The 20,593-nt window shown below is 70.5% G+C and carries 19 protein-coding genes; 16 read left to right on the top strand and 3 right to left on the bottom strand.

The features are described 5' to 3' along the window. The first annotated feature begins 63 nt into the window (after positions 1-63). Positions 64-2,040, top strand: coding sequence for a threonine--tRNA ligase (gene thrS / locus ACSYGO_RS11325; protein WP_426681651.1), 1,977 nt, complete (start codon positions 64-66; stop codon positions 2,038-2,040). A 36-nt stretch (positions 2,041-2,076) separates the two neighbouring features. On the opposite strand, the gene ACSYGO_RS11320 is transcribed toward thrS, so the two are convergent. Then, positions 2,077-2,736, bottom strand: a complete 660-nt coding sequence (locus ACSYGO_RS11320; RefSeq protein WP_460386605.1) for a potassium channel family protein — start codon at positions 2,734-2,736, stop codon at positions 2,077-2,079. 67 nt (positions 2,737-2,803) lie between these two features. Here ACSYGO_RS11320 and ACSYGO_RS11315 point away from each other — a divergent pair, with 67 nt between their 5' ends. After that, complete coding sequence (locus ACSYGO_RS11315; RefSeq protein WP_426681653.1) at positions 2,804-3,364, top strand: HIT family protein; 561 nt, start codon at positions 2,804-2,806, stop codon at positions 3,362-3,364. Positions 3,365-3,517: 153 nt separating this feature from the next. Here ACSYGO_RS11315 and ACSYGO_RS11310 read toward each other — a convergent pair whose 3' ends face one another. Both ACSYGO_RS11310 and ACSYGO_RS11305 read right to left on the bottom strand, forming a co-directional pair. After that, entirely contained in the window at positions 3,518-5,185 is a 1,668-nt protein-coding gene (locus ACSYGO_RS11310) for a hypothetical protein (protein ID WP_426681654.1), read from the bottom strand. A 156-nt stretch (positions 5,186-5,341) separates the two neighbouring features. Continuing rightward, positions 5,342-7,537, bottom strand: coding sequence for an elongation factor G-like protein EF-G2 (locus tag ACSYGO_RS11305; RefSeq protein ID WP_426681655.1), 2,196 nt, complete (start codon positions 7,535-7,537; stop codon positions 5,342-5,344). Positions 7,538-7,756: 219 nt separating this feature from the next. Between ACSYGO_RS11305 and pgsA the strand changes: the two genes are divergently transcribed. From pgsA to ACSYGO_RS11235, 14 genes are all read left to right on the top strand, one after another. Then, positions 7,757-8,479: a phosphatidylinositol phosphate synthase gene (gene pgsA / locus ACSYGO_RS11300; protein ID WP_095933061.1), complete on the top strand. Its 723-nt coding sequence runs from the start codon at positions 7,757-7,759 to the stop codon at positions 8,477-8,479. Beyond that, positions 8,476-9,435, top strand: a complete 960-nt coding sequence (locus ACSYGO_RS11295) for a phosphatidylinositol mannoside acyltransferase (protein WP_432189217.1) — start codon at positions 8,476-8,478, stop codon at positions 9,433-9,435. The genes pgsA and ACSYGO_RS11295 overlap by 4 nt, the downstream gene beginning before the upstream one ends. Continuing rightward, complete coding sequence (locus ACSYGO_RS11290) at positions 9,432-10,592, top strand: glycosyltransferase family 4 protein (RefSeq protein ID WP_426681657.1); 1,161 nt, start codon at positions 9,432-9,434, stop codon at positions 10,590-10,592. Before ACSYGO_RS11295 ends, ACSYGO_RS11290 begins: the two co-directional genes overlap by 4 nt. A 164-nt stretch (positions 10,593-10,756) precedes the next feature. Then, positions 10,757-11,302 (top strand): LemA family protein, encoded by a 546-nt coding sequence (locus tag ACSYGO_RS11285; RefSeq protein ID WP_426681658.1) that lies wholly within the window; start codon positions 10,757-10,759, stop codon positions 11,300-11,302. Positions 11,303-11,445: 143 nt separating this feature from the next. Continuing rightward, the gene (gene pdxS / locus ACSYGO_RS11280; protein WP_028801490.1) at positions 11,446-12,360 is read left to right on the top strand and encodes a pyridoxal 5'-phosphate synthase lyase subunit PdxS; all 915 of its coding nucleotides are present in this window, start codon (positions 11,446-11,448) and stop codon (positions 12,358-12,360) included. Positions 12,361-12,367: 7 nt separating this feature from the next. Further along, entirely contained in the window at positions 12,368-12,973 is a 606-nt protein-coding gene (gene pdxT, locus ACSYGO_RS11275; protein ID WP_426681659.1) for a pyridoxal 5'-phosphate synthase glutaminase subunit PdxT, read from the top strand. Between the two features lie 75 nt (positions 12,974-13,048). After that, entirely contained in the window at positions 13,049-13,801 is a 753-nt protein-coding gene (locus tag ACSYGO_RS11270) for a YebC/PmpR family DNA-binding transcriptional regulator (protein WP_426681660.1), read from the top strand. A 133-nt stretch (positions 13,802-13,934) separates the two neighbouring features. Further along, a complete protein-coding gene (gene ruvC / locus ACSYGO_RS11265; RefSeq protein WP_435224953.1) occupies positions 13,935-14,543 on the top strand; it encodes a crossover junction endodeoxyribonuclease RuvC in 609 nt (202 codons plus the stop codon). Next, positions 14,540-15,151: a Holliday junction branch migration protein RuvA gene (ruvA, locus tag ACSYGO_RS11260; RefSeq protein ID WP_426681662.1), complete on the top strand. Its 612-nt coding sequence runs from the start codon at positions 14,540-14,542 to the stop codon at positions 15,149-15,151. Before ruvC ends, ruvA begins: the two co-directional genes overlap by 4 nt. A gap of 37 nt (positions 15,152-15,188) precedes the next feature. Next, complete coding sequence (gene ruvB, locus ACSYGO_RS11255; RefSeq protein WP_426681663.1) at positions 15,189-16,259, top strand: Holliday junction branch migration DNA helicase RuvB; 1,071 nt, start codon at positions 15,189-15,191, stop codon at positions 16,257-16,259. 164 nt (positions 16,260-16,423) lie between these two features. Further along, a complete protein-coding gene (yajC, locus tag ACSYGO_RS11250; RefSeq protein ID WP_460386602.1) occupies positions 16,424-16,936 on the top strand; it encodes a preprotein translocase subunit YajC in 513 nt (170 codons plus the stop codon). Between the two features lie 140 nt (positions 16,937-17,076). Next, positions 17,077-18,834 carry a protein translocase subunit SecD gene (gene secD, locus ACSYGO_RS11245; RefSeq protein WP_432175948.1) on the top strand — a complete coding sequence of 586 codons (1,758 nt, stop codon included), beginning with the start codon at positions 17,077-17,079 and terminating at the stop codon, positions 18,832-18,834. 1 nt (position 18,835) lies between these two features. Beyond that, on the top strand, positions 18,836-19,951 hold the full coding sequence (secF, locus tag ACSYGO_RS11240) for a protein translocase subunit SecF (RefSeq protein ID WP_426681666.1): 1,116 nt from the start codon (positions 18,836-18,838) through the stop codon (positions 19,949-19,951). Continuing rightward, a complete protein-coding gene (locus tag ACSYGO_RS11235) occupies positions 19,948-20,487 on the top strand; it encodes an adenine phosphoribosyltransferase (protein ID WP_426681667.1) in 540 nt (179 codons plus the stop codon). Before secF ends, ACSYGO_RS11235 begins: the two co-directional genes overlap by 4 nt. Positions 20,488-20,593 lie beyond the last annotated feature (106 nt).

Here is a 20,593-nt window from a genome sequence, read left to right as displayed (position 1 = left end):
ACGATCGCCTGTACTGCGTGCGCGACCGACGACGCGCACGTCCCCTTCAGGCAGGAGAGTCCGGTGTCAGACGTCCGTGTGATCATCCAACGCGATTCCGAGCGGGAAGAGCGCGTGGTGACGACGGGCACTACGGCCGCCGACCTCTTCGCAGGTGAGCGCACCATCGTCGCGGCCCGCGTGGGCGGCGAGCTGAAGGACCTCGCGTACCAGGTGCGGGACGGCGAGGAGGTCGAGCCCGTCGAGATCTCCTCCGAGGACGGCCTGAACATCCTGCGCCACTCCACCGCGCACGTCATGGCCCAGGCCGTGCAGGAGCTCTTCCCCGAGGCCAAGCTCGGCATCGGCCCGCCGGTCAAGGACGGCTTCTACTACGACTTCGACGTGGAGCGCCCCTTCACGCCCGAGGACCTCAAGGCCGTCGAGAAGAAGATGCAGGAGATCCAGAAGCGCGGCCAGCGCTTCTCGCGCCGCGTCGTCACCGACGAGGCCGCCCGCGAGGAGCTCGCCGACGAGCCGTACAAGCTGGAGCTCATCGGCATCAAGGGCTCCGCGTCCTCGGACGACGGCGCCGACGTCGAGGTGGGCGCGGGCGAGCTCACCATCTACGACAACCTGGACGCCAAGACCGGTGACCTGTGCTGGAAGGACCTCTGCCGCGGTCCCCACCTGCCCACCACCCGCAACATCCCGGCGTTCAAGCTGATGCGCAACGCCGCCGCGTACTGGCGCGGCAGCGAGAAGAACCCCATGCTCCAGCGCATCTACGGCACCGCCTGGCCCTCGAAGGACGAGCTGAAGGCGCACCTCGACTTCCTCGCCGAGGCCGAGAAGCGCGACCACCGCAAGCTGGGCAACGAGCTGGACCTCTTCTCCGTCCCGGACCAGATCGGCTCCGGCCTCGCCGTCTTCCACCCCAAGGGCGGCATCATCCGCCGGGTCATGGAGGACTACTCGCGGCGCCGCCACGAGGAGGAGGGCTACGAGTTCGTCTACACCCCGCACGCGACGAAGGGGAAGCTCTTCGAGACCTCGGGCCACCTGGACTGGTACGCCGACGGCATGTACCCGCCCATGCAGCTCGACGAGGGCGTGGACTACTACCTCAAGCCCATGAACTGCCCGATGCACAACCTGATCTTCGACGCGCGCGGGCGTTCCTACCGTGAGCTGCCGCTGCGCCTGTTCGAGTTCGGCACCGTGTACCGGTACGAGAAGTCCGGCGTCGTGCACGGCCTGACCCGCGCCCGCGGCTTCACCCAGGACGACGCGCACATCTACTGCACCAAGGAGCAGATGGCGGAGGAGCTCGACAAGACGCTCACCTTCGTCCTGAACCTGCTGCGCGACTACGGTCTGACCGACTTCTACCTGGAGCTGTCCACCAAGGACCCGGAGAAGTTCGTCGGCTCCGACGAGGTCTGGGAGGAGGCCACCGAGACGCTGCGGCAGGTCGCCGAGAAGCAGGGCCTCCCGCTGGTCCCGGACCCGGGCGGCGCCGCGTTCTACGGCCCGAAGATCTCCGTACAGGCCAAGGACGCCATCGGCCGCACCTGGCAGATGTCGACGGTGCAGCTCGACTTCAACCTGCCGGAGCGCTTCGACCTGGAGTACACCGGCCCCGACGGCTCCAAGCAGCGCCCGGTCATGATCCACCGCGCCCTGTTCGGCTCCATCGAGCGCTTCTTCGCCGTGCTCCTGGAGCACTACGCGGGCGCCTTCCCGGCCTGGCTCGCCCCCGTCCAGGCGGTCGGCATCCCGATCGGCGACGCCCACGTGGACTACCTGCACACCTTCGCCGCCGAGGCGAAGAAGCGGGGCCTGCGCGTCGAGGTGGACTCCTCCTCGGACCGCATGCAGAAGAAGATCCGCAACGCCCAGAAGCAGAAGGTGCCCTTCATGGTCATCGCGGGCGACGAGGACATGGCCAACGGCGCGGTGTCCTTCCGCTACCGCGACGGCTCGCAGGAGAACGGCATCCCGGTCGACGAGGCGATCGCCAAGATCGCGAAGATCGTCGAGGAGCGGGCCCAGGTCTGACCCGGGACGCTGCGGACGCGCACGCCGCCGGGACGCTCAGCGTCCCGGCGGCTTCTCGTCGCCCTCCCGGGTGAAGGTCTGCAGCAGCCAGGACGAGAACGACCCCGTCACCGCGCCCAGCAGGGCCAGCCCGCCGGCCATCATCCCGACCGCGATCGTCCTGCCGAGCGGGGTCACGGGGGTGATGTCGCCGTAGCCGACCGTGCTCAGGGTCGAGCAGGCCCACCACACGGCGTCGCCGAAGGTCCGCATGGTCGAGCCGGGCGCCCCCCGCTCCTGCTGGTAGACCGCGAGGGAGCCGGAGAACCCGAGCAGCAGGGTGGACAGACCCGCGTAGGAGATCACGCGCGCGTGCAGCGTCAGCCGGGGCTCGCCGCGCTTCTTCTGGAGGACCTCGTACAGGGGCACCATCCGCAGGGGGCGCAGCAGGGGCAGGACGACCGAGACCGTGGTCACCACGTGGGTGAGGACGAACCGCCACCAGTGCTGTCCGCTGAGCCGCCAGCGCACCACGTAGTCCGCGGCGAACAGCAACCAGAGAACCAGCAGCACCAGACCGCACAGGTCCCGCCAGCCGGGCGGGAGGCCGGTCGCCAGAACGCGCGTCGCGTACGTGGCCATGAACAGAAGCGACGCCGTGAAGAGGGCGACCTCGGTGCGTTCCGCCCAGCGGGCCTCGGGGCTGTCATCGTCCACCGGCCCAGCTTGGCCGCCGAGCGCCCTCGTGCCGCCCCGCCGACACGCCGCGAACGGGCGAAGCCATATGCTGCACATCATGACGAGTGAGCCGGAGCAGCAGATCGGAGTGGGAACGCAGGACGCGTTCCAGCGCCTGTGGACACCCCACCGGATGGCCTACATCCAGGGCGAGAACAAGCCCACCGGCCCGGGGGCCGACGACGGCTGTCCGTTCTGCTCGATTCCGGCCAAGTCCGACGAGGACGGGCTGATCGTGAAGCGCGGCGAGCAGGTCTACGCCGTGCTCAATCTCTACCCGTACAACGGCGGCCACCTCATGGTGGTGCCCTACCGTCACGTCGCGGACTACACGGACCTGACCGGCCCGGAGACCGTCGAGCTCGGTGAGCTGACCAAGCAGGCCATGACCGCCCTGCGCACCGCCTCGGGCGCCCACGGCTTCAACATCGGCATGAACCAGGGCACCGTCGCGGGCGCCGGTATCGCCGCCCACCTCCACCAGCACATCGTGCCCCGGTGGGGCGGCGACACGAACTTCATGCCGGTGGTGGGGCACACCAAGGTGCTGCCGCAGCTGCTCGCCGACACCCGCAAGATGCTGGCGGACGCCTGGCCGACCGCCTGACGTCGCACGGGCCGCCCGGCTCCGGCAAGGGCCGGCCCGTCGCCACGCCCCGCCGTGCCCCCGCTCGGCACCGGTGCGCCGCCGGGCCCGCCGGGCTCCGGAGCAGGGGCCGTCCGGGGGAGAGCGGCGCACCGCCCTCCCGCCGGTCCGCGGCTACGCGTCGTACACGTCCGCCTTCCGCGGCATCGGGTCCTGGACCGCCGTGCTGAGGAACGCCGAGCGGTTGCCGAACTTCTCCGTGTCGACGCCGTTCTCGTCGAGGACCTTGATCGCCGCCGCGTGCACCACGCGCAGCACGGGCGTCGCGGCACGCAGGGCGTCGTCCGCCATGAACCGGTGCCGCCACGGCTGGTCGGCCCAGGCGTGCCGCAGGCCGAACGGCTCGGGCAGCGCCACGGTGCCGCCGAGCCAGTTCAGGAAGGGCGGGTACCAGGTGAAGGGGGCCCGCGCCGCGAGCCGCACGACCTCGTCCGTGGTGACCAGCGGCAGGCTCACCTTGCGGGTCTCCCAGAACTTCACCGCCTTGGCGACCTCCTTCGTGGGCGCCTCCGGCTTGGTGGTGAACAGCGGGTTCACCGGACCCAACGCATGCCCGGTGACCTCGATGCGCAGGGTCTCGTGCAGCACGGTCACCGTGATCAGCATCGTGATGATCAACTGGCCGTCCCAGAGCGTCCACTGGACCCCGAGGTAGTGCCGGTCACCGCTGCCGAACTGCTGCTTGTTGCAGATGTCCTGTATCGCGTGGGTCTTGATCGTGTACGCGTCCACGTCCGTGCCGGCCGGCCGGGACACCGCCTTCGCGTTCTCGCCGATCGGCGTGACGATCCAGTGCTTGATCGAAGGGGCGGGAAAACCACCGGTGTTGAGCGGACCGCGCTCCAGCATGCGCAGCTGGTCGTGGATGGAGCGGATGACGTCCCAGCTGCGGAACGGGTGGATCTCCTTGTCCGCCTCGCGCGGCACCAGCTCCTCGGCGAGCTGCCAGCTGCCCCACCGGGTGCCCATGCCGAGTATCCCCTTGGGGCCCGCGTAGAAGACCGAGTTGGACTGCTGCTCGGCGCTGAGCCGGGCGAGGGACTGGCGCAGCCGCTCCGCCGCGGTCTCACCGGGGCTGCCGGGCACCGCCTCGGGGATCTTCGCGCCGATGCCGCCGCCGGACAGCAGCCCGTCCCAGCGGTCGCGCAGGTCCTTGGCCGTGCGCTCGCAGATCTGCCGGGCCCACAGCCAGCCGACGACCGGCAGGACCACCGAAGCGCGCGCGTACCAGGCCCAGAAGCCGGAGAAGGGCATACGGAGCAGGAAGAGCACCGCGAGGGCGCCGACGGCGACGAGGAGGGTGGTGCCGAGGGCGGAGGCACGCTTGTCCTCGCGCTTGGCTATCTGGGTGCGGATCTGGAAGACGAGCAGCCAGACGACGAGTCCGGGCAGGAAGAGCAGCCCGCACAGCACCATCACGGCCGCCAGCCAGTTGTCCCGCTCGCGGCGGATGTTGTTCGCCGCCAGGCAGTGCTCCACCACGACCTGCGGCTCGGTGCCGAAGGACTGGATGAGGGGCTTGCGGCCGGCGCCCAGCATCCGGTCCACCACGGCCCGGGCGAAGGCCTCGCCCAGATTCGGCGCGAACAGCTTGACCTTGCCCGTCTTGACGGTGGACTTGTGCCATTCGTTGTCGGCCTTGAGGATCTCCTCGATGCCATTGTCCCGGTAGGCCGCGGAGGCCAGGGCGAAGGTCGCCGCCGTCTGGCCCGCGGAGCCCGTGAGCGGCACTTGCGCCCCGGGAGTGAAATCGAAACCGTCGAATGCCACTTCCGCCCCCATCGCCGCCGTCCGCTGCTGCGGCTTTTCCCGACTTCCGCCCCTCGCACACCTGTTGATCAGGTCATTGCCTTGATCAGGTTCTCAGAGTAACGGCCCCGACCGACATTCGTCGGCGGACGGCCGAAGCCGTCCGCCGACGTGTGACCCGGCGAACCCTCAGGTGTCGCGGGCCTGTTCGCGGATCCTCTCGGCGACCTGAGGCGGCATCGGCTCGTGCCGCGCGTAGCTGCGGTTGAAGCGCGCGGTGCCGTGCGACAGGGAGCGCAGATCGACGGCGTACCGCCCGATCTCGATCTCCGGGACCTCGGCCCGTACGAGGGTGCGCCCACCGCCCGCCTGCTCGGTGCCCACGACCCGGCCGCGGCGGCCCGACAGATCGCTCATGACGGGCCCCACGTAGTCGTCGCCGACCAGGACGGTCACCTCGGCCACCGGTTCCAGCAGGTGGATCTTGGCGTCGGCCGCGGCCTCGCGCAGGGCCAGCGCGCCCGCGGTCTGGAACGCGGCGTCGGAGGAGTCCACGGAGTGCGCCTTGCCGTCGAGCAGCGTGACCCGCACGTCGATGAGCGGATAGCCGGCGGCCACACCCTTGGCGGCCTGGGCCCGCACGCCCTTCTCGACGGACGGGATGAACTGCCGCGGCACGGCGCCGCCGACGACCTTGTCCACGAACTCGATGCCCGAGCCGTTCGGCAGCGGCTCGACCTCGATCTCGCAGATCGCGTACTGGCCGTGCCCGCCGGACTGCTTCACATGGCGCCCGCGCCCGCCGGACCTGCCCGCGAACGTCTCCCGCAGCGACACCTTGTGCGGGACGACGTCGACCTGGACGCCGTACCGGCTGCGCAGCCGCTCCAGGGCGACGTCCGCGTGGGCCTCGCCCAGGCACCACAGGACGACCTGATGCGTGTTCTGGTTCTGCTCCAGGCGCATCGTGGGGTCCTCGGCGACCAGCCTGGCGAGCCCCTGCGACAGCTTGTCCTCGTCGGCCTTGCTGTGCGCCTGGATGGCGAGCGGCAGCAGCGGGTCGGGCATCTGCCACGGCTCCATGAGCAGCGGATCGTCCTTGGCGGAGAGGGTGTCCCCGGTCTCCGCGCGGTTCAGTTTCGCCACGCACGCGAGATCACCCGCGATGCAGTGCGACAGGACGCGCTGCTGCTTTCCGAACGGCGTGGACAGGGCGCCGATGCGTTCGTCGACGTCGTGGTCCTCGTGACCGCGGTCGGACAGCCCGTGCCCGGAGACGTGCACCGTCTCGTCGGGTCGCAGCGTGCCCGAGAAGACACGGACCAGGGAGACCCGGCCCACGTACGGATCGGACGCGGTCTTCACGACCTCGGCGACCAGCGGCCCGGTCGGGTCGCAGGCCGACACCTCGCGTGCCGCGCCGTCCGGTGTCGTCACGACGGGCGCCGCGCGTTCCAGCGGGGTCGGGAAGCCGCCCGTGACGAGTTCGAGCAGTTCGACCGTGCCGAGTCCCTGGCGGGCGCCTTCGGCGGCCGGAGCCGCGGCCAGCACCGGGAAGAAGGTCCCGCGGGCCACGGCCCGCTCCAGGTCCTCCACCAGGGTCTTGAGGTCGATCTCCTCTCCGCCGAGATAGCGGTCCATGAGGGTCTCGTCCTCGCTCTCGGCGATGATCCCCTCGATCAGCCGGTTGCGGGCCTCCTCGATCAGCGGCAGCTGCTCGGGACCCGGCTCCGCCTCCTTGCGCTCCCCGGACGCGTAGTCGAACAGCCGCTGGGACAGCAGCCCGATCAGTCCCGTCACGGGCGCGTGCCCGTCCGGTGCCTCCGCGCCGCGCAGCGGCAGGTACAGCGGCAGGACGGCGTCGGGGTCGTCCGCGCCGAAGGCCTCCGCGCAGATCCGTGTCATCTCCTCGAAGTCCGCCCGCGCCGATTCGAGGTGGGTGACCACGATGGCCCGTGGCATCCCCACGGCCGCGCACTCCTCCCACACCATGCGGGTCGAGCCGTCCACGCCGTCCGAGGCCGAGACGACGAAAAGGGCCGCGTCCGCGGCTCGCAGACCGGCCCGCAGCTCCCCGACGAAGTCGGCGTATCCGGGGGTGTCCAGAATGTTGATCTTGTACCCGCCCCATTCGACGGGGACCAGCGAGAGCTGCACCGAGCGTTGCTGCCGGTGCTCGATCTCGTCGTAGTCCGAGACGGTGCCGCCGTCCTCGACGCGGCCCGCCCGGTTCACTGCTCCCGCGGTCAGCGCGAGAGCTTCCACCAGAGTCGTCTTGCCCGATCCGCAGTGGCCGACCAGCACCACATTCCGTACGGACGCGGGGTGGTCGGCCGCCGTAGCCCTGCCGGCGGCTCCGGGGTGTGCATTCGCCTTGTCGCCCATGGCCTTGCCTCCCGTGCACGGTGAGGTCTCTGTGGGCGCGGGCGTTACGGATCCGCGTGCGGTGGCGGCTCCGATGACGCCCGCGGTCCTTCGAGCTTTGCACTCGTGTCACGGTGCGTCCATACAGCGGACGTGATCCCGCCGTGCCGTCGACGGCATCCCGTCATGACACGGGGCGTGCGGGTGCCCGACCGTCGCACACGCGCACGCGTGGCTACGATGGGCCAGCCGGCGGCCAGCAGGGGCCGCGCGGCGACACCGACCCTCGGGAAGGCCATGCTGAACAAGTACGCGCGTGCATTCTTCACGCGTGTCCTCACACCGTTCGCCGCGTTTCTCATCCGCCGGGGGGTAAGCCCCGACACGGTGACCCTCCTGGGCACGGCAGGAGTCATGGCGGGCGCGCTGGTCTTCTACCCCCGCGGAGAGTTCTTCTGGGGCACGGTCGTCATCACGCTCTTCGTGTTCTCCGACCTCGTCGACGGCAATATGGCGCGCCAGCTCGGCCGCTCCAGCCGCTGGGGCGCCTTCCTGGACTCGACGCTCGACCGGGTGGCCGACGGCGCGATCTTCGGCGGCTTCGCCCTCTGGTACGCGGGCAACGGCGACGACAACATCCTGTGCGCCGTCTCGATCTTCTGTCTGGCCAGCGGCCAGGTGGTCTCGTACACCAAGGCGCGCGGCGAGTCGATCGGCCTGCCGGTGGCGGTCAACGGCCTGGTCGAGCGGGCCGAGCGGCTCGTGATCTCGCTGGTCGCGGCCGGTTTCGCGGGCCTGCACAAGTTCGGCGTGCCCGGTATCCAGGTGCTCCTGCCCGTCGCGCTGTGGATCGTCGCCGTCGGCAGCCTCGTCACGCTGATCCAGCGCGTCGTCACGGTGCGCCGGGAGTCCGCCGAGGCGGACGCCGAGGCCGCGGCCCACAACAGCGAGGCCACCTCGTGACCAGGTTCCAGGACAGGCTGGTCGACGGCGCCTACGCACTCGGCTGGAGCACGGTCAAGAAGCTCCCCGAGCCGGTCGCCGAGCGGCTCGGCCGCACGATCGCCGACATCGCCTGGAAGCGCCGCGGCAAGGGCATACAGCGTCTGGAGAGCAACTACGCGCGCGTGGTGCCCGACGCGACGCCCGAGCGGCTGGCCGAGCTGTCCAAGGCCGGCATGCGCTCCTACCTGCGCTACTGGATGGAGTCCTTCCGGCTGCCCGCCTGGAGCGAGGAGCGGGTGAAGACGGGTTTCGACCCGAAGGACGTGCACCACCTCACCGACGCGCTCGCCTCCGACAAGGGCGTGATCCTCGCCCTCCCGCACATGGGCAACTGGGACCTCGCCGGCGCGTGGGTCACCACGAAGCTCCGTACGCCCTTCACGACGGTCGCCGAGCGCCTCAAGCCGGAATCGCTGTACGACCGCTTCGTCGCCTACCGCGAGGGCCTCGGCATGGAGGTCCTGCCGCACAGCGGCGGCAGCGCCTTCGGCACGCTGGCCCGGCGGCTCCGCGACGGCGGGCTGATCTGCCTGGTCGCCGAGCGCGACCTGTCCTCGTCCGGCGTCGAGGTGCAGTTCTTCGGCGAGGCCACCCGGATGCCCGCGGGACCGGCGCTGCTCGCCCAGCAGACCGGCGCCCTGCTCCTGCCCGTGACACTCTGGTACGACGACTCGCCGGTGATGAAGGGCCGTGTGCATCCCCCCGTCGAGGTTCCCGAGACAGGCACCCGCGCCGAAAAGACGTCTGTCATGACACAGGCGCTGGCCGATGCCTTCGCCTCGGGGATCGCCGACCACCCGGAGGACTGGCACATGCTGCAACGGCTGTGGCTGAAGGACCTGGATCCCGCCAAGGACCCCGCGGCGATCCGGAGCGACGGCGCCGGCCGGGATCCCGGGGAGGTGACCCCGTGAGGATCGGCATCGTCTGCCCCTACTCCTGGGACGTCCCGGGCGGCGTCCAGTTCCACATCCGCGACCTCGCCGAGCACCTCATCGGTCTCGGGCACGAGGTCTCCGTCCTCGCCCCGGCGGACGACGAGACGCCCCTGCCGCCCTACGTCGTCTCGGCCGGCCGGGCGGTCCCGGTGCCCTACAACGGCTCGGTGGCCCGTCTGAACTTCGGCTTCCTCTCGGCGGCCCGGGTACGGCGCTGGCTGCACGACGGCACCTTCGACGTGATCCACATCCATGAGCCGGCCTCCCCGTCACTGGGTCTGCTGGCGTGCTGGGCCGCGCAGGGCCCCATCGTCGCGACCTTCCACACCTCGAACCCGCGCTCCAGGGCGATGGTCGCCGCGTACTCCATCCTCCAGGCGGCACTGGAGAAGATCAGCGCGCGGATCGCGGTGAGCGAGTACGCGCGACGCACCCTCGTCGAGCACCTGGGCGGCGACGCCGTCGTCATCCCGAACGGCGTCGACGTCGACTTCTTCGCACGGGCCAAGCCCAAGCCCGAGTGGCAGGGCGACACCCTCGGCTTCATCGGCCGCATCGACGAGCCCCGCAAGGGCCTGCCCGTCCTCATGAAGGCCCTCCCGAAGATCCTCGCCGAGCGTCCGCAGACCCGGTTGCTGGTCGCCGGACGCGGCGACGAGGAGGAGGCCGTGGAGTCCCTGCCCGCCGAGATGCGCTCGCGCGTCGAGTTCCTCGGCATGGTCAGCGACGAGGACAAGGCCCGCTTCCTGCGCAGTGTCGACGTGTACGTCGCGCCCAACACCGGTGGCGAGAGCTTCGGGATCATCCTGGTCGAGGCGATGTCGGCGGGGGCACCGGTACTCGCGTCGGACCTCGACGCGTTCGCCCAGGTCCTCGACCAGGGCGCCGCGGGCGAACTGTTCGCCAACGAGGACGCGGACGCGCTGGCCGCCGCCGCGGTCCGGCTCCTGGGCGACCCCGCCCGCCGCGCCGAACTGCGCGAGCGGGGGAGCAGCCACGTACGGCGCTTCGACTGGTCGACGGTCGGCGCGGACATCCTGTCCGTGTACGAGACCGTGACGGACGGGGCGGCGGCGGTGGCCGCCGACGAACGCACGGGGCTCCGGGCGCGCTTCGGACTCGCCCGGGACTGACCCGCGCCGGCCGGGTCCGGTGAGCGTCCGGGACGGGAGCGACGAGGGCGCCTGCCGCAGGGAGCCCGGTGAGCGTGCCGGACGGGAGCGGTGAGCCTGCCGCGCCTGTCCCGTGATCCGGGACCGTGGGGAGCCGTCACCGCGCAGCGGTAGCCTTGCCGCCCGTGACCGCAACCCTGATCTGGATCGTCGTCGGCCTCGTCGCGATCGGCCTGTACCTGAGCTGGACCGCCGGCCGGCTCGACCGGCTGCACGCCCGCATCGACGCCGCCCGCGCGGCCCTCGACGCGCAGCTGCTGCGCCGCGCCTCCGTGGCACAGGAACTGGCCACGTCCGGGGTGCTCGATCCGGCCGCCTCCATCGTGCTGTACGAGGCGGCCCACGCGGCCCGGCAGGCCGAGGAGGACCAGCGCGAGGTGGCCGAGAGCGAGCTGAGCCAGGCCCTGCGCGCCGTGTTCGGGGAGGCGCAGCAGGTCGACGCGGTACGCGAGGCGCCCGGCGGCGAGGAGGCCGCCCACGAGCTCGCGCAGGCGGTGCGCCGGGTGCCGATGGCCCGGCGGTTCCACAACGACGCCGTACGCGCCGCGAGGGCCCTGCGCCGTCATCGCAAGGTGCGCTGGTTCCGCCTCGCGGGCCACGCGCCGTTCCCGATGGCCTTCGAGATGGACGACGAGCCCCCGGCGGCACTGGCGGAGCGCCAGGCGGCCTGACCCTGACGCATCGCGACGGTCCGGCCACCCCGTGGCATGGGCGAAAAAAATCCACCGCCTCTCCATTGGCCCTTGCAGTGGCCTGGTCGCCTCACGTTTCCTCGGTGCAGCACAAACCCTCTTTCACCGAGTGAGGTCAACCCGTGTCCAGCACGCTCTCCAACCCCGCCCAGACCCCCGAGACCGGCACCGCCCGCGTGAAGCGCGGCATGGCCGAGCAGCTCAAGGGCGGCGTGATCATGGACGTCGTCACGCCGGAGCAGGCGAAGATCGCCGAGGACGCGGGCGCCGTCGCCGTCATGGCCCTGGAGCGGGTCCCCGCCGACATCCGCAAGGACGGCGGAGTGGCCCGCATGTCCGACCCGGACATGATCGAGGGCATCATCGACGCCGTCTCGATCCCGGTCATGGCCAAGTCGCGCATCGGCCACTTCGTCGAGGCCCAGGTGCTCCAGTCCCTCGGCGTCGACTACATCGACGAGTCCGAGGTCCTCACCCCGGCCGACGAGGTCAACCACTCCGACAAGTGGGCGTTCACCACCCCCTTCGTCTGCGGCGCCACCAACCTCGGTGAGGCCCTGCGCCGTATCGCCGAGGGTGCCGCCATGATCCGTTCCAAGGGCGAGGCCGGCACCGGCAACGTCGTCGAGGCCGTCCGCCACCTGCGCCAGATCAAGAACGAGATCGCCAAGCTGCGCGGCTTCGACAACAACGAGCTGTACGCCGCCGCCAAGGAGCTGCGCGCCCCGTACGAGCTCGTCAAGGAGGTCGCCGAGCTCGGCAAGCTCCCCGTGGTCCTGTTCTCCGCCGGCGGTGTCGCCACCCCGGCCGACGCCGCTCTGATGCGTCAGCTCGGAGCCGAGGGCGTCTTCGTCGGCTCCGGCATCTTCAAGTCGGGCGACCCGGCCAAGCGTGCCGCCGCCATCGTGAAGGCCACCACCTTCTACGACGACCCGAAGATCATCGCGGACGCGTCCCGCAACCTGGGCGAGGCCATGGTCGGCATCAACTGCGACACCCTCCCCGAGACCGAGCGCTACGCCAACCGCGGCTGGTAATCACCTCATGAACACTCCTGTTATAGGCGTCCTGGCTCTCCAGGGCGACGTACGGGAGCACCTCATCGCCCTGGCCGCGGCCGACGCCGTGGCCAGGCCGGTGCGGCGCCCCGAAGAGATCGCGGAGGTGGACGGCCTCGTCATCCCCGGCGGCGAGTCCACCACGATCTCCAAACTGGCCGTCCTCTTCGGAGTGATGGAGCCCCTCCGCGCGCGCGTGCGAGACGGCCTGCCCGTCTACGGCACCTGCGCCGGCATGATCATGCTCGCCGACAAGATCCTCGACCCGCGGTCCGGTCAGGAGACCTTCGGCGGCATCGACATGATCGTGCGCCGCAACGCCTTCGGGCGCCAGAACGAGTCCTTCGAGGCGGCGGTCGACGTCCGCGGTGTCGAGGGCGATCCTGTAGAGGGCGTCTTCATCCGCGCCCCCTGGGTCGAGTCCGTGGGCGCCGAGGCCGAGGTGCTCGCCGAGCACGGCGGCCACATCGTCGCCGTACGCCAGGGCAACGCGCTCGCCACGTCGTTCCACCCGGAACTGACCGGCGACCACCGCGTGCACGGGCTGTTCGTCGACATGGTGCGCGCGAACCGGACACCGGAGTCCTTGTAGGATCTGGGGGTCCCCCCAGAGCCTCAAGGTCTGGGGGAGTTCGTACGGGATGGGTTACGCGAAGGAGACAGGCAGATGTCCGGCCACTCTAAATGGGCCACGACGAAGCACAAGAAGGCCGTGATCGACGCCAAGCGCGGCAAGCTCTTCGCGAAGCTGATCAAGAACATCGAGGTCGCGGCGCGCATGGGCGGCGTGGATCTCGACGGAAATCCGACGCTGTACGACGCCGTGCAGAAGGCGAAGAAGTCGTCGGTCCCGAACAAGAACATCGACTCCGCGATCAAGCGCGGCGGCGGTCTCGAAGCCGGTGGCGCCGACTACGAGACGATCATGTACGAGGGCTACGGCCCGAACGGCGTCGCCGTGCTCATCGAGTGCCTCACGGACAACCGCAACCGTGCCGCCTCGGACGTCCGCGTCGCGATGACCCGCAACGGCGGCTCGATGGCCGACCCGGGCTCCGTCTCGTACCTGTTCAACCGCAAGGGCGTCGTGATCGTCCCCAAGGGCGAGCTGACCGAGGACGACGTCCTGGGTGCCGTGCTCGACGCGGGCGCCGAGGAGGTCAACGACCTCGGTGAGTCCTTCGAGGTCATCTCCGAGGCCACCGACCTGGTCGCGGTGCGCACCGCGCTCCAGGAGGCCGGCATCGACTACGACTCCGCCGACGCCAACTTCGTCCCGACCATGCAGATCGAGCTGGACGAGGAGGGCGCCCGGAAGATCTTCAAGCTGATCGACGCCCTGGAGGACAGCGACGACGTGCAGAACGTCTTCGCCAACTTCGACGTGAGCGACGACGTCATGGAGAAGGTCGACGCCTGATCGCACGGGCTGGGCCACGGGCCGACGGGAACACACCCCGTCGGCCCGTCGCTTTGTCAGCGGCACCCGATAACCTGCACGAACTGGGGGCAGAGCCCGGCGATTGCCGGGTCGGACCGAAGGAGGGGGCTGCGTGCGGGTACTGGGTGTCGACCCCGGATTGACCCGGTGCGGTGTGGGAGTGGTCGAAGGAGTCGCGGGACGGCCCCTGACCCTGCGCGGCGTCGGCGTCGTGCGCACCCCGGCCGACGCCGAACTGGGGCTGCGCCTCGTCGCGATCGAGCAGGGCATCGAGCAGTGGCTCGACGAGCACGAGCCCGAATTCGTCGCCGTGGAGCGCGTGTTCAGCCAGCACAACGTACGCACGGTGATGGGCACCGCCCAGGCCAGCGCGGTCGCCATGCTGTGCGCGTCCCGCCGGGGGATCCCCGTCGCCCTGCACACCCCGAGCGAGGTCAAGGCCGCCGTCACCGGCAACGGTCGGGCGGACAAGGCCCAGGTCGGTGCCATGGTCACGCGCCTGCTCCGGCTCGACGCACCCCCCAGGCCCGCCGACGCGGCCGACGCCCTCGCCCTCGCCATCTGCCACATCTGGCGCGCCCCCGCCCAGAACAGGCTCCAGCAGGCGGTCACCGAGAACAGGCTCCAGCAGGCCGCCGCACGCAACCGGCTCCAGCAGGCCGCCGCCGAGCACCAGCAGCCCCACGCACAGCCCCACGCATCGAAAGGCCGTACCGCATGATCGCCTTCGTCAGCGGCCCGGTGGCCGCCCTCGCCCCCGACTCCGCGGTGGTCGAAGTCGGCGGTATCGGCATCGCCGTCCAGTGCACGCCCAACACCCTCTCGACGCTGCGGACCGGCCGGCAGGCCAAGCTTGCCACCTCCCTCGTCGTCCGCGAGGACTCGCTCACGCTCTACGGCTTCGCGGACGACGACGAGCGGCAGACCTTCGAGCTGCTGCAGACCGCCAGCGGCGTTGGCCCCCGGCTGGCCCAGGCGATGCTCGCCGTGCACAGCCCCGACGCCCTGCGCCGCGCGGTGTCCACCGGGGACGAGAAGGCGCTCACCGCCGTCCCCGGCATCGGGAAGAAGGGCGCCCAGAAGCTCCTCCTGGAGCTGAAGGACCGGCTCGGTGAGCCGCTCGGCACGGGCGGCCCCGCCATCGGGACGGCGGTGACCGCCGGGTGGCGCGACCAGCTGCACGCCGCGCTCATCGGTCTCGGGTACGCGACCCGGGAGGCCGACGAGGCCGTCAGCGCCGTCGCCCCGCAGGCCGAGGCCGCCGAAGGCGCCCCGCAGGTGGGACAGCTCCTCAAGGCCGCCCTGCAGACCCTGAACCGCGCCCGCTGAACCGCCGGCACCCCCACCACACCCCGAGGCACTTCACATGAACTGGGACGACACGACCGACGCGACCGCCGCGGAGCGGCTCGTCGGTGCGTCCGCCGACCGCGAGGACCAGGCGGTCGAGGCCGCGCTGCGCCCGAAGGACCTGGACGAGTTCATCGGCCAGGAGAAGGTCCGCGAGCAGCTCGACCTGGTCCTGCGGGCCGCACGCGCGCGTGGCGCCACCGCCGACCACGTGCTCCTGTCGGGAGCCCCGGGACTCGGCAAGACCACCCTGTCGATGATCATCGCGGCCGAGATGGGCGCCCCGATCCGCATCACCAGCGGCCCCGCCATCCAGCACGCCGGTGACCTCGCCGCGATCCTCTCCTCCCTCCAGGAGGGCGAGGTGCTCTTCCTCGACGAGATCCACCGCATGTCCAGGCCCGCCGAAGAGATGCTCTACATGGCGATGGAGGACTTCCGGGTCGACGTCATCGTCGGCAAGGGCCCCGGCGCCACGGCCATCCCGCTGGAACTGCCGCCGTTCACCCTGGTCGGCGCCACCACGCGCGCGGGCCTGCTGCCGCCCCCGCTGCGCGACCGCTTCGGCTTCACCGCCCACATGGAGTTCTACGAGCCCACCGAGCTGGAGCGGGTCATCCACCGTTCCGCGAGCCTCCTCGACCTCGAGATCGGCCCGGACGGCGCCGCGGAGATCGCCGGACGTTCCCGGGGCACGCCCCGCATCGCCAACCGCCTGCTGCGCCGCGTGCGCGACTACGCCCAGGTCAAGGCGGACGGTGTGATCACCAGGGAGATCGCCGCGGCGGCCCTCCAGGTGTACGAGGTGGACGCCCGCGGCCTGGACCGCCTGGACCGCGGTGTCCTCGAGGCACTGCTCAAGCTCTTCGGCGGCGGCCCGGTGGGCCTGTCGACGCTCGCCGTCGCGGTGGGGGAGGAGCGTGAGACCGTGGAAGAGGTGGCCGAACCCTTCCTCGTCCGGGAAGGACTGCTCGCCCGTACGCCCCGTGGCCGGGTGGCCACACCGGCGGCATGGGCGCATCTCGGCCTCACCCCGCCCCGCCAGGCCACCGGTGGAAACGGACAACAGGACTTGTTCGGGGCGTGACGGCGCGGGGATGTGTCGGGGCAGGAACCCCGGTGCCATGCTGAGCGTTGTTCACTGAGTGCGGACTCGCTTAGACTCCGCCGATGCCGCCCTTGTCGACGGCATACATACCCCCAACCATTGAGGCCGCCCCCCATTGCGGTCGTAGAAGGAAGTTCCGACCCGTGAGTCTCGTGACCCTCCTCCCGTTCATCGTGCTCATCGGGGCCATGTTCCTGATGACCCGGTCGGCCAAGAAGAAGCAGCAGCAGGCTGCGCAGATGCGCAACGACATGCAGCCCGGCTCCGGCGTCCGCACGATTGGTGGCTTGTACGCAACCGTCAAGGAGGTCAACGAGGACACGGTCCTCCTTGACGCCGCCCCGGGGGTCGACCTGCTCTTCGCGAAGAACGCGATCGGCGCCGTCCTCACGGACGACGAGTACAACCGCATCGTCCACGGCATCGAGCACGACCTGAAGGCCGACGGAACCGTCGTCCCGGACGATGCCTCCTCCCTCACCGAGACCGACGAGCCCGCCGCCGACGCCTCTTCCGACGCCTCCGACGACAAGCCGCTCGACCTCGGCAAGAAGGACGCGGCGGACGAGCCGGCCGACAAGCCCGCCGAGGCGAAGGCCGACGACGCCGGCGCGGCGGAGCCGAAGAAGACCGACGGCGAGGCCGAAGCGAAGTAGTCACGCCCCGGAGGCGCGGCGCGACCCGCTCGCGCCCCGCGCATCCGGGACGTGCTGTTCTCGCACGGAGTCCCGACACCATGTCATGGCCGCCCGCGCGCTGACCCGGCGCACGGTGGCCCGAGAGGGAGTACGAGAAGGTGGCAGCACCGAAGAAGGGCCGGAGCGCGAGCGCCCAGAGCAGGCCGGGGCGCTCGCTGGCCCTCATCCTGATCGCCATCGCGGCGCTCACCGGGGGGATGTTCCTCTCCGGGCACCCCACCCCGCGTCTCGGCATCGACCTCGCCGGCGGCACCAGCATCACGCTCGAGGCGAAGAACGAGCCCGGTCAGCCCAACGCGATCAACAAGACCAACATGGACACAGCGGTCGACATCATGAACCGCCGTGTCAACGGTCTCGGCGTGTCCGAGGCGGAGGTCCAGACGCAGGGCGACAGGAACATCATCGTCAACATTCCCAAGGGCACGAATTCCAAGCAGGCCCGGGAGCAGGTCGGCACCACCGCAAAGCTCTACTTCCGTCCGGTCCTGACCACCGAGGTCTCCGGACCCGGCGCGTCGGCCAGTCCGTCGCCGAGCACCAGCTCGTCGAACAAGGCCACCGACAAGGCGACGGACAAGGCGACGTCGTCGAGCTCCGCGACGCCGTCGGCCAGCGCCACCTCCCAGGGCCGCGCGGTCAGCGACGCCCTGAAGGCCGACACCACGCCGTCCGCGAGCGGCTCCGCGAGCACGTCGCCCTCCTCCAGCGCCTCGCCGTCCGCGAGCAGCAGCGTGGACCCGGCCACGGCCAAGCTCCAGGCCCAGTACGCCGCCCTCGACTGCACCGACAAGGCGGTCCGCGCCACGGCCGGTGACGGCGTCAAGCCGTCCGACCCCACCGTGGCCTGCGGCCAGAACTCGTCGGGCCAGTGGCAGAAGTACATCCTCGGCCCGGCCGAGGTGTCTGGCACGGACATCAAGAAGGCCGCCGCGGTCTACGACACGCAGAGCGCCGCGGGCTGGAAGGTCACCATGGACTTCACGTCCGGTGGCTCCAAGAAGTTCGCCAGCATCACCGGCAAGCTCGCCCAGAACCAGTCCCCGCAGAACCAGTTCGCCATCGTCCTCGACGGTGAGGTCGTCTCCGACCCGTACGTCAACCAGGCGCTGACCGGCGGCAACGCGGAGATCTCCGGAAGCTTCAGCCAGACCGAGGCCCAGGACCTGGCCAACATGCTGAAGTACGGCGCCCTGCCGCTCACCTTCAAGGAGGCGAGCGTCACCACCGTGACCGCCGCGCTCGGCGGTGAGCAGCTGCACGCCGGTCTGATCGCCGGTGCGATCGGTCTCGGCCTGGTCGTCATCTACCTGGTGGTCTACTACCGGGGCCTGTCGCTCATCGCGATCGCGTCCCTGCTGGTGTCGGCGGTCCTCACCTACGTGATCATGTCGCTGCTCGGCCCGACCATCGGCTTCGCGCTGAACCTGCCGGCCGTCTGCGGTGCGATCGTCGCGATCGGTATCACGGCGGACTCGTTCATCGTGTTCTTCGAACGCATCCGTGACGAGATCCGCGAGGGCCGCTCCCTGCGGCCCGCCGTCGAGCGCGCCTGGCCGCGCGCGCGGCGCACCATCCTGGTCTCCGACTTCGTGTCGTTCCTCGCCGCCGCGGTGCTCTTCATCGTCACGGTCGGCAAGGTCCAGGGCTTCGCGTTCACCCTCGGCCTGACCACCCTGCTCGACGTGGTCGTCGTCTTCTTCTTCACCAAGCCGCTGATGACGATCCTCGCCCGCAGGAAGTTCTTCGCGAGCGGCCACAGCTGGTCCGGTCTCGACCCGAAGCGACTGGGCGCCCAGCCGCCGCTGCGCCGCACCCGTCGCGCGTCCGCCCCCGTCGACACGAAGGAGGCGTGAGATGTCGAAACTCGGCACCCTCGGCGCCCGGCTCCACCGAGGCGAGATCGGCTACGACTTCGTCGGCAAGCGCAAGATCTGGTACGGCATCTCGATCCTGATCACCATCACGGCCATCCTCGGCCTGACGGTGCGCGGCCTGAACATGGGCATCGAGTTCCAGGGCGGAGCGGTCTTCACCACCGAGAAGACCAGCGTCTCGGTCACGCAGGCGGAGACGTTCGCGGAGGAGGCGTCCGGCCACGACGCGATCGTCCAGAAGCTCGGCAACGGCGGCCTGCGCATCCAGATCGCCGGTATCGACACCGACAAGTCCGACCAGATCAAGGACACGCTGGCCAAGGACCTGAACGTCAACTCCGAGAAGATCAACGCCGACCTGGTCGGCCCCAGCTGGGGTGACCAGATCGCCAACAAGGCCTGGCAGGGCCTGGCGATCTTCATGGTCCTCGTGGTGATCTACCTGGCCATCGCCTTCGAGTGGCGCATGGCCGTCGCCGCGCTGGTCGCCCTGATCCACGACATCACCATCACGGTCGGCATCTACGCCCTGGTGGGCTTCGAGGTCACCCCGGGCACCGTGATCGGTCTGCTGACGATCCTCGGTTACTCGCTCTACGACACGGTCGTCGTCTTCGACAGCCTCAAGGAGCAGACGAAGGACATCACCAAGCAGACCCGCTTCACCTACAGCGAGGTCGCGGACCGCTCGATCAACGGCACCCTGGTCCGGTCGATCAACACCACGGTGGTCGCGCTGCTCCCGGTCGCGGGCCTGCTGTTCATCGGTGGCGGTGTCCTCGGTGCCGGCATGCTGAACGACATCTCGCTGTCGCTGTTCGTCGGTCTCGCCGCCGGTGCGTACTCGTCGATCTTCATCGCCACGCCGCTCGTCGCCGACCTCAAGGAGCGCGAGCCGCAGATGAAGGCCCTGCGCAAGCGGGTCCTCGCCAAGCGGGCCCAGGCCGCCGCCAAGGGCGAGTCCCTGGAGCCCCAGGCCGCCGGGGTGCCGGCGGACGACGAGCCGGACGATGTCGCGGCGGCGGTCGTCGGCCCGCGCAACCAGCCCGCGTCCCGCAACCGCGGCCGCGGCCGTCCTTCGGGGAAGCGCCGATGACGGACATCGAAGAACTGCTGCTCAGCCGCATCCGTGATGTGGCCGACTACCCGGAGCCGGGTGTGATGTTCAAGGACATCACCCCTCTCCTGGCGGACCCGGCAGCTTTCGGGGCGCTCACCGACGCGCTCGCCGACATCGCCGTGCGCAACGGCGCCACGAAGATCGTCGGCCTGGAGGCCCGGGGCTTCATCCTCGGCGCCCCGGTCGCGATCCGGGCCGGGCTCGGCTTCATCCCGGTCCGCAAGGCGGGCAAGCTGCCCGGTGCGACGCTGTCGCAGGCGTACGACCTGGAGTACGGCTCCGCCGAGATCGAGGTGCACGCCGAGGACCTGAGCGCGGGCGACCGCGTGCTCGTCGTCGACGACGTCCTGGCCACCGGCGGCACCGCCGAGGCCTCCCTCCGGCTGATCCGCCGGGCGGGCGCCGAGACCGCGGGCGTCGCCGTGCTGATGGAGCTCGGCTTCCTGGGCGGCCGGGGCCGTCTGGAGCCGGCGCTCCAGGGAGCTCCGCTGGAGGCGCTCCTCAAGGTCTGAGCGGACCCAGGACGGCGAGTCCGGCCACCCCGTGGGAAAACCCCCGGGAAAGGCCCTGGAAAGCCCTGAGACACCCGTAGGACACCGCGGAGGCGGGCCCGGAGGA

The sequence above is a fragment of the Streptomyces krungchingensis genome, from assembly GCF_054729265.1.
Note: the sequence above shows the minus strand (reverse complement) of the source record. Positions and strands in the feature narration are given on the sequence as shown.

What these genes read in the sequence shown, in the direction of transcription:
- ACSYGO_RS11315 (WP_426681653.1), top strand. Translation starts at nt 2,804, where the DNA reads ATGCTGCACATCATGACGAGTGAGCCGGAGCAGCAGATCGGAGTGGGA.
- ACSYGO_RS11310 (WP_426681654.1), bottom strand. Translation starts at nt 5,185, where the DNA reads ATGGGGGCGGAAGTGGCATTCGACGGTTTCGATTTCACTCCCGGGGCG.
- ACSYGO_RS11305 (WP_426681655.1), bottom strand. Translation starts at nt 7,537, where the DNA reads ATGGGCGACAAGGCGAATGCACACCCCGGAGCCGCCGGCAGGGCTACG.
- pgsA (WP_095933061.1), top strand. Translation starts at nt 7,757, where the DNA reads ATGGGCCAGCCGGCGGCCAGCAGGGGCCGCGCGGCGACACCGACCCTC.
- pdxT (WP_426681659.1), top strand. Translation starts at nt 12,368, where the DNA reads ATGAACACTCCTGTTATAGGCGTCCTGGCTCTCCAGGGCGACGTACGG.
- ACSYGO_RS11270 (WP_426681660.1), top strand. Translation starts at nt 13,049, where the DNA reads ATGTCCGGCCACTCTAAATGGGCCACGACGAAGCACAAGAAGGCCGTG.
- ruvA (WP_426681662.1), top strand. Translation starts at nt 14,540, where the DNA reads ATGATCGCCTTCGTCAGCGGCCCGGTGGCCGCCCTCGCCCCCGACTCC.
- ruvB (WP_426681663.1), top strand. Translation starts at nt 15,189, where the DNA reads ATGAACTGGGACGACACGACCGACGCGACCGCCGCGGAGCGGCTCGTC.
- secF (WP_426681666.1), top strand. Translation starts at nt 18,836, where the DNA reads ATGTCGAAACTCGGCACCCTCGGCGCCCGGCTCCACCGAGGCGAGATC.
- ACSYGO_RS11235 (WP_426681667.1), top strand. Translation starts at nt 19,948, where the DNA reads ATGACGGACATCGAAGAACTGCTGCTCAGCCGCATCCGTGATGTGGCC.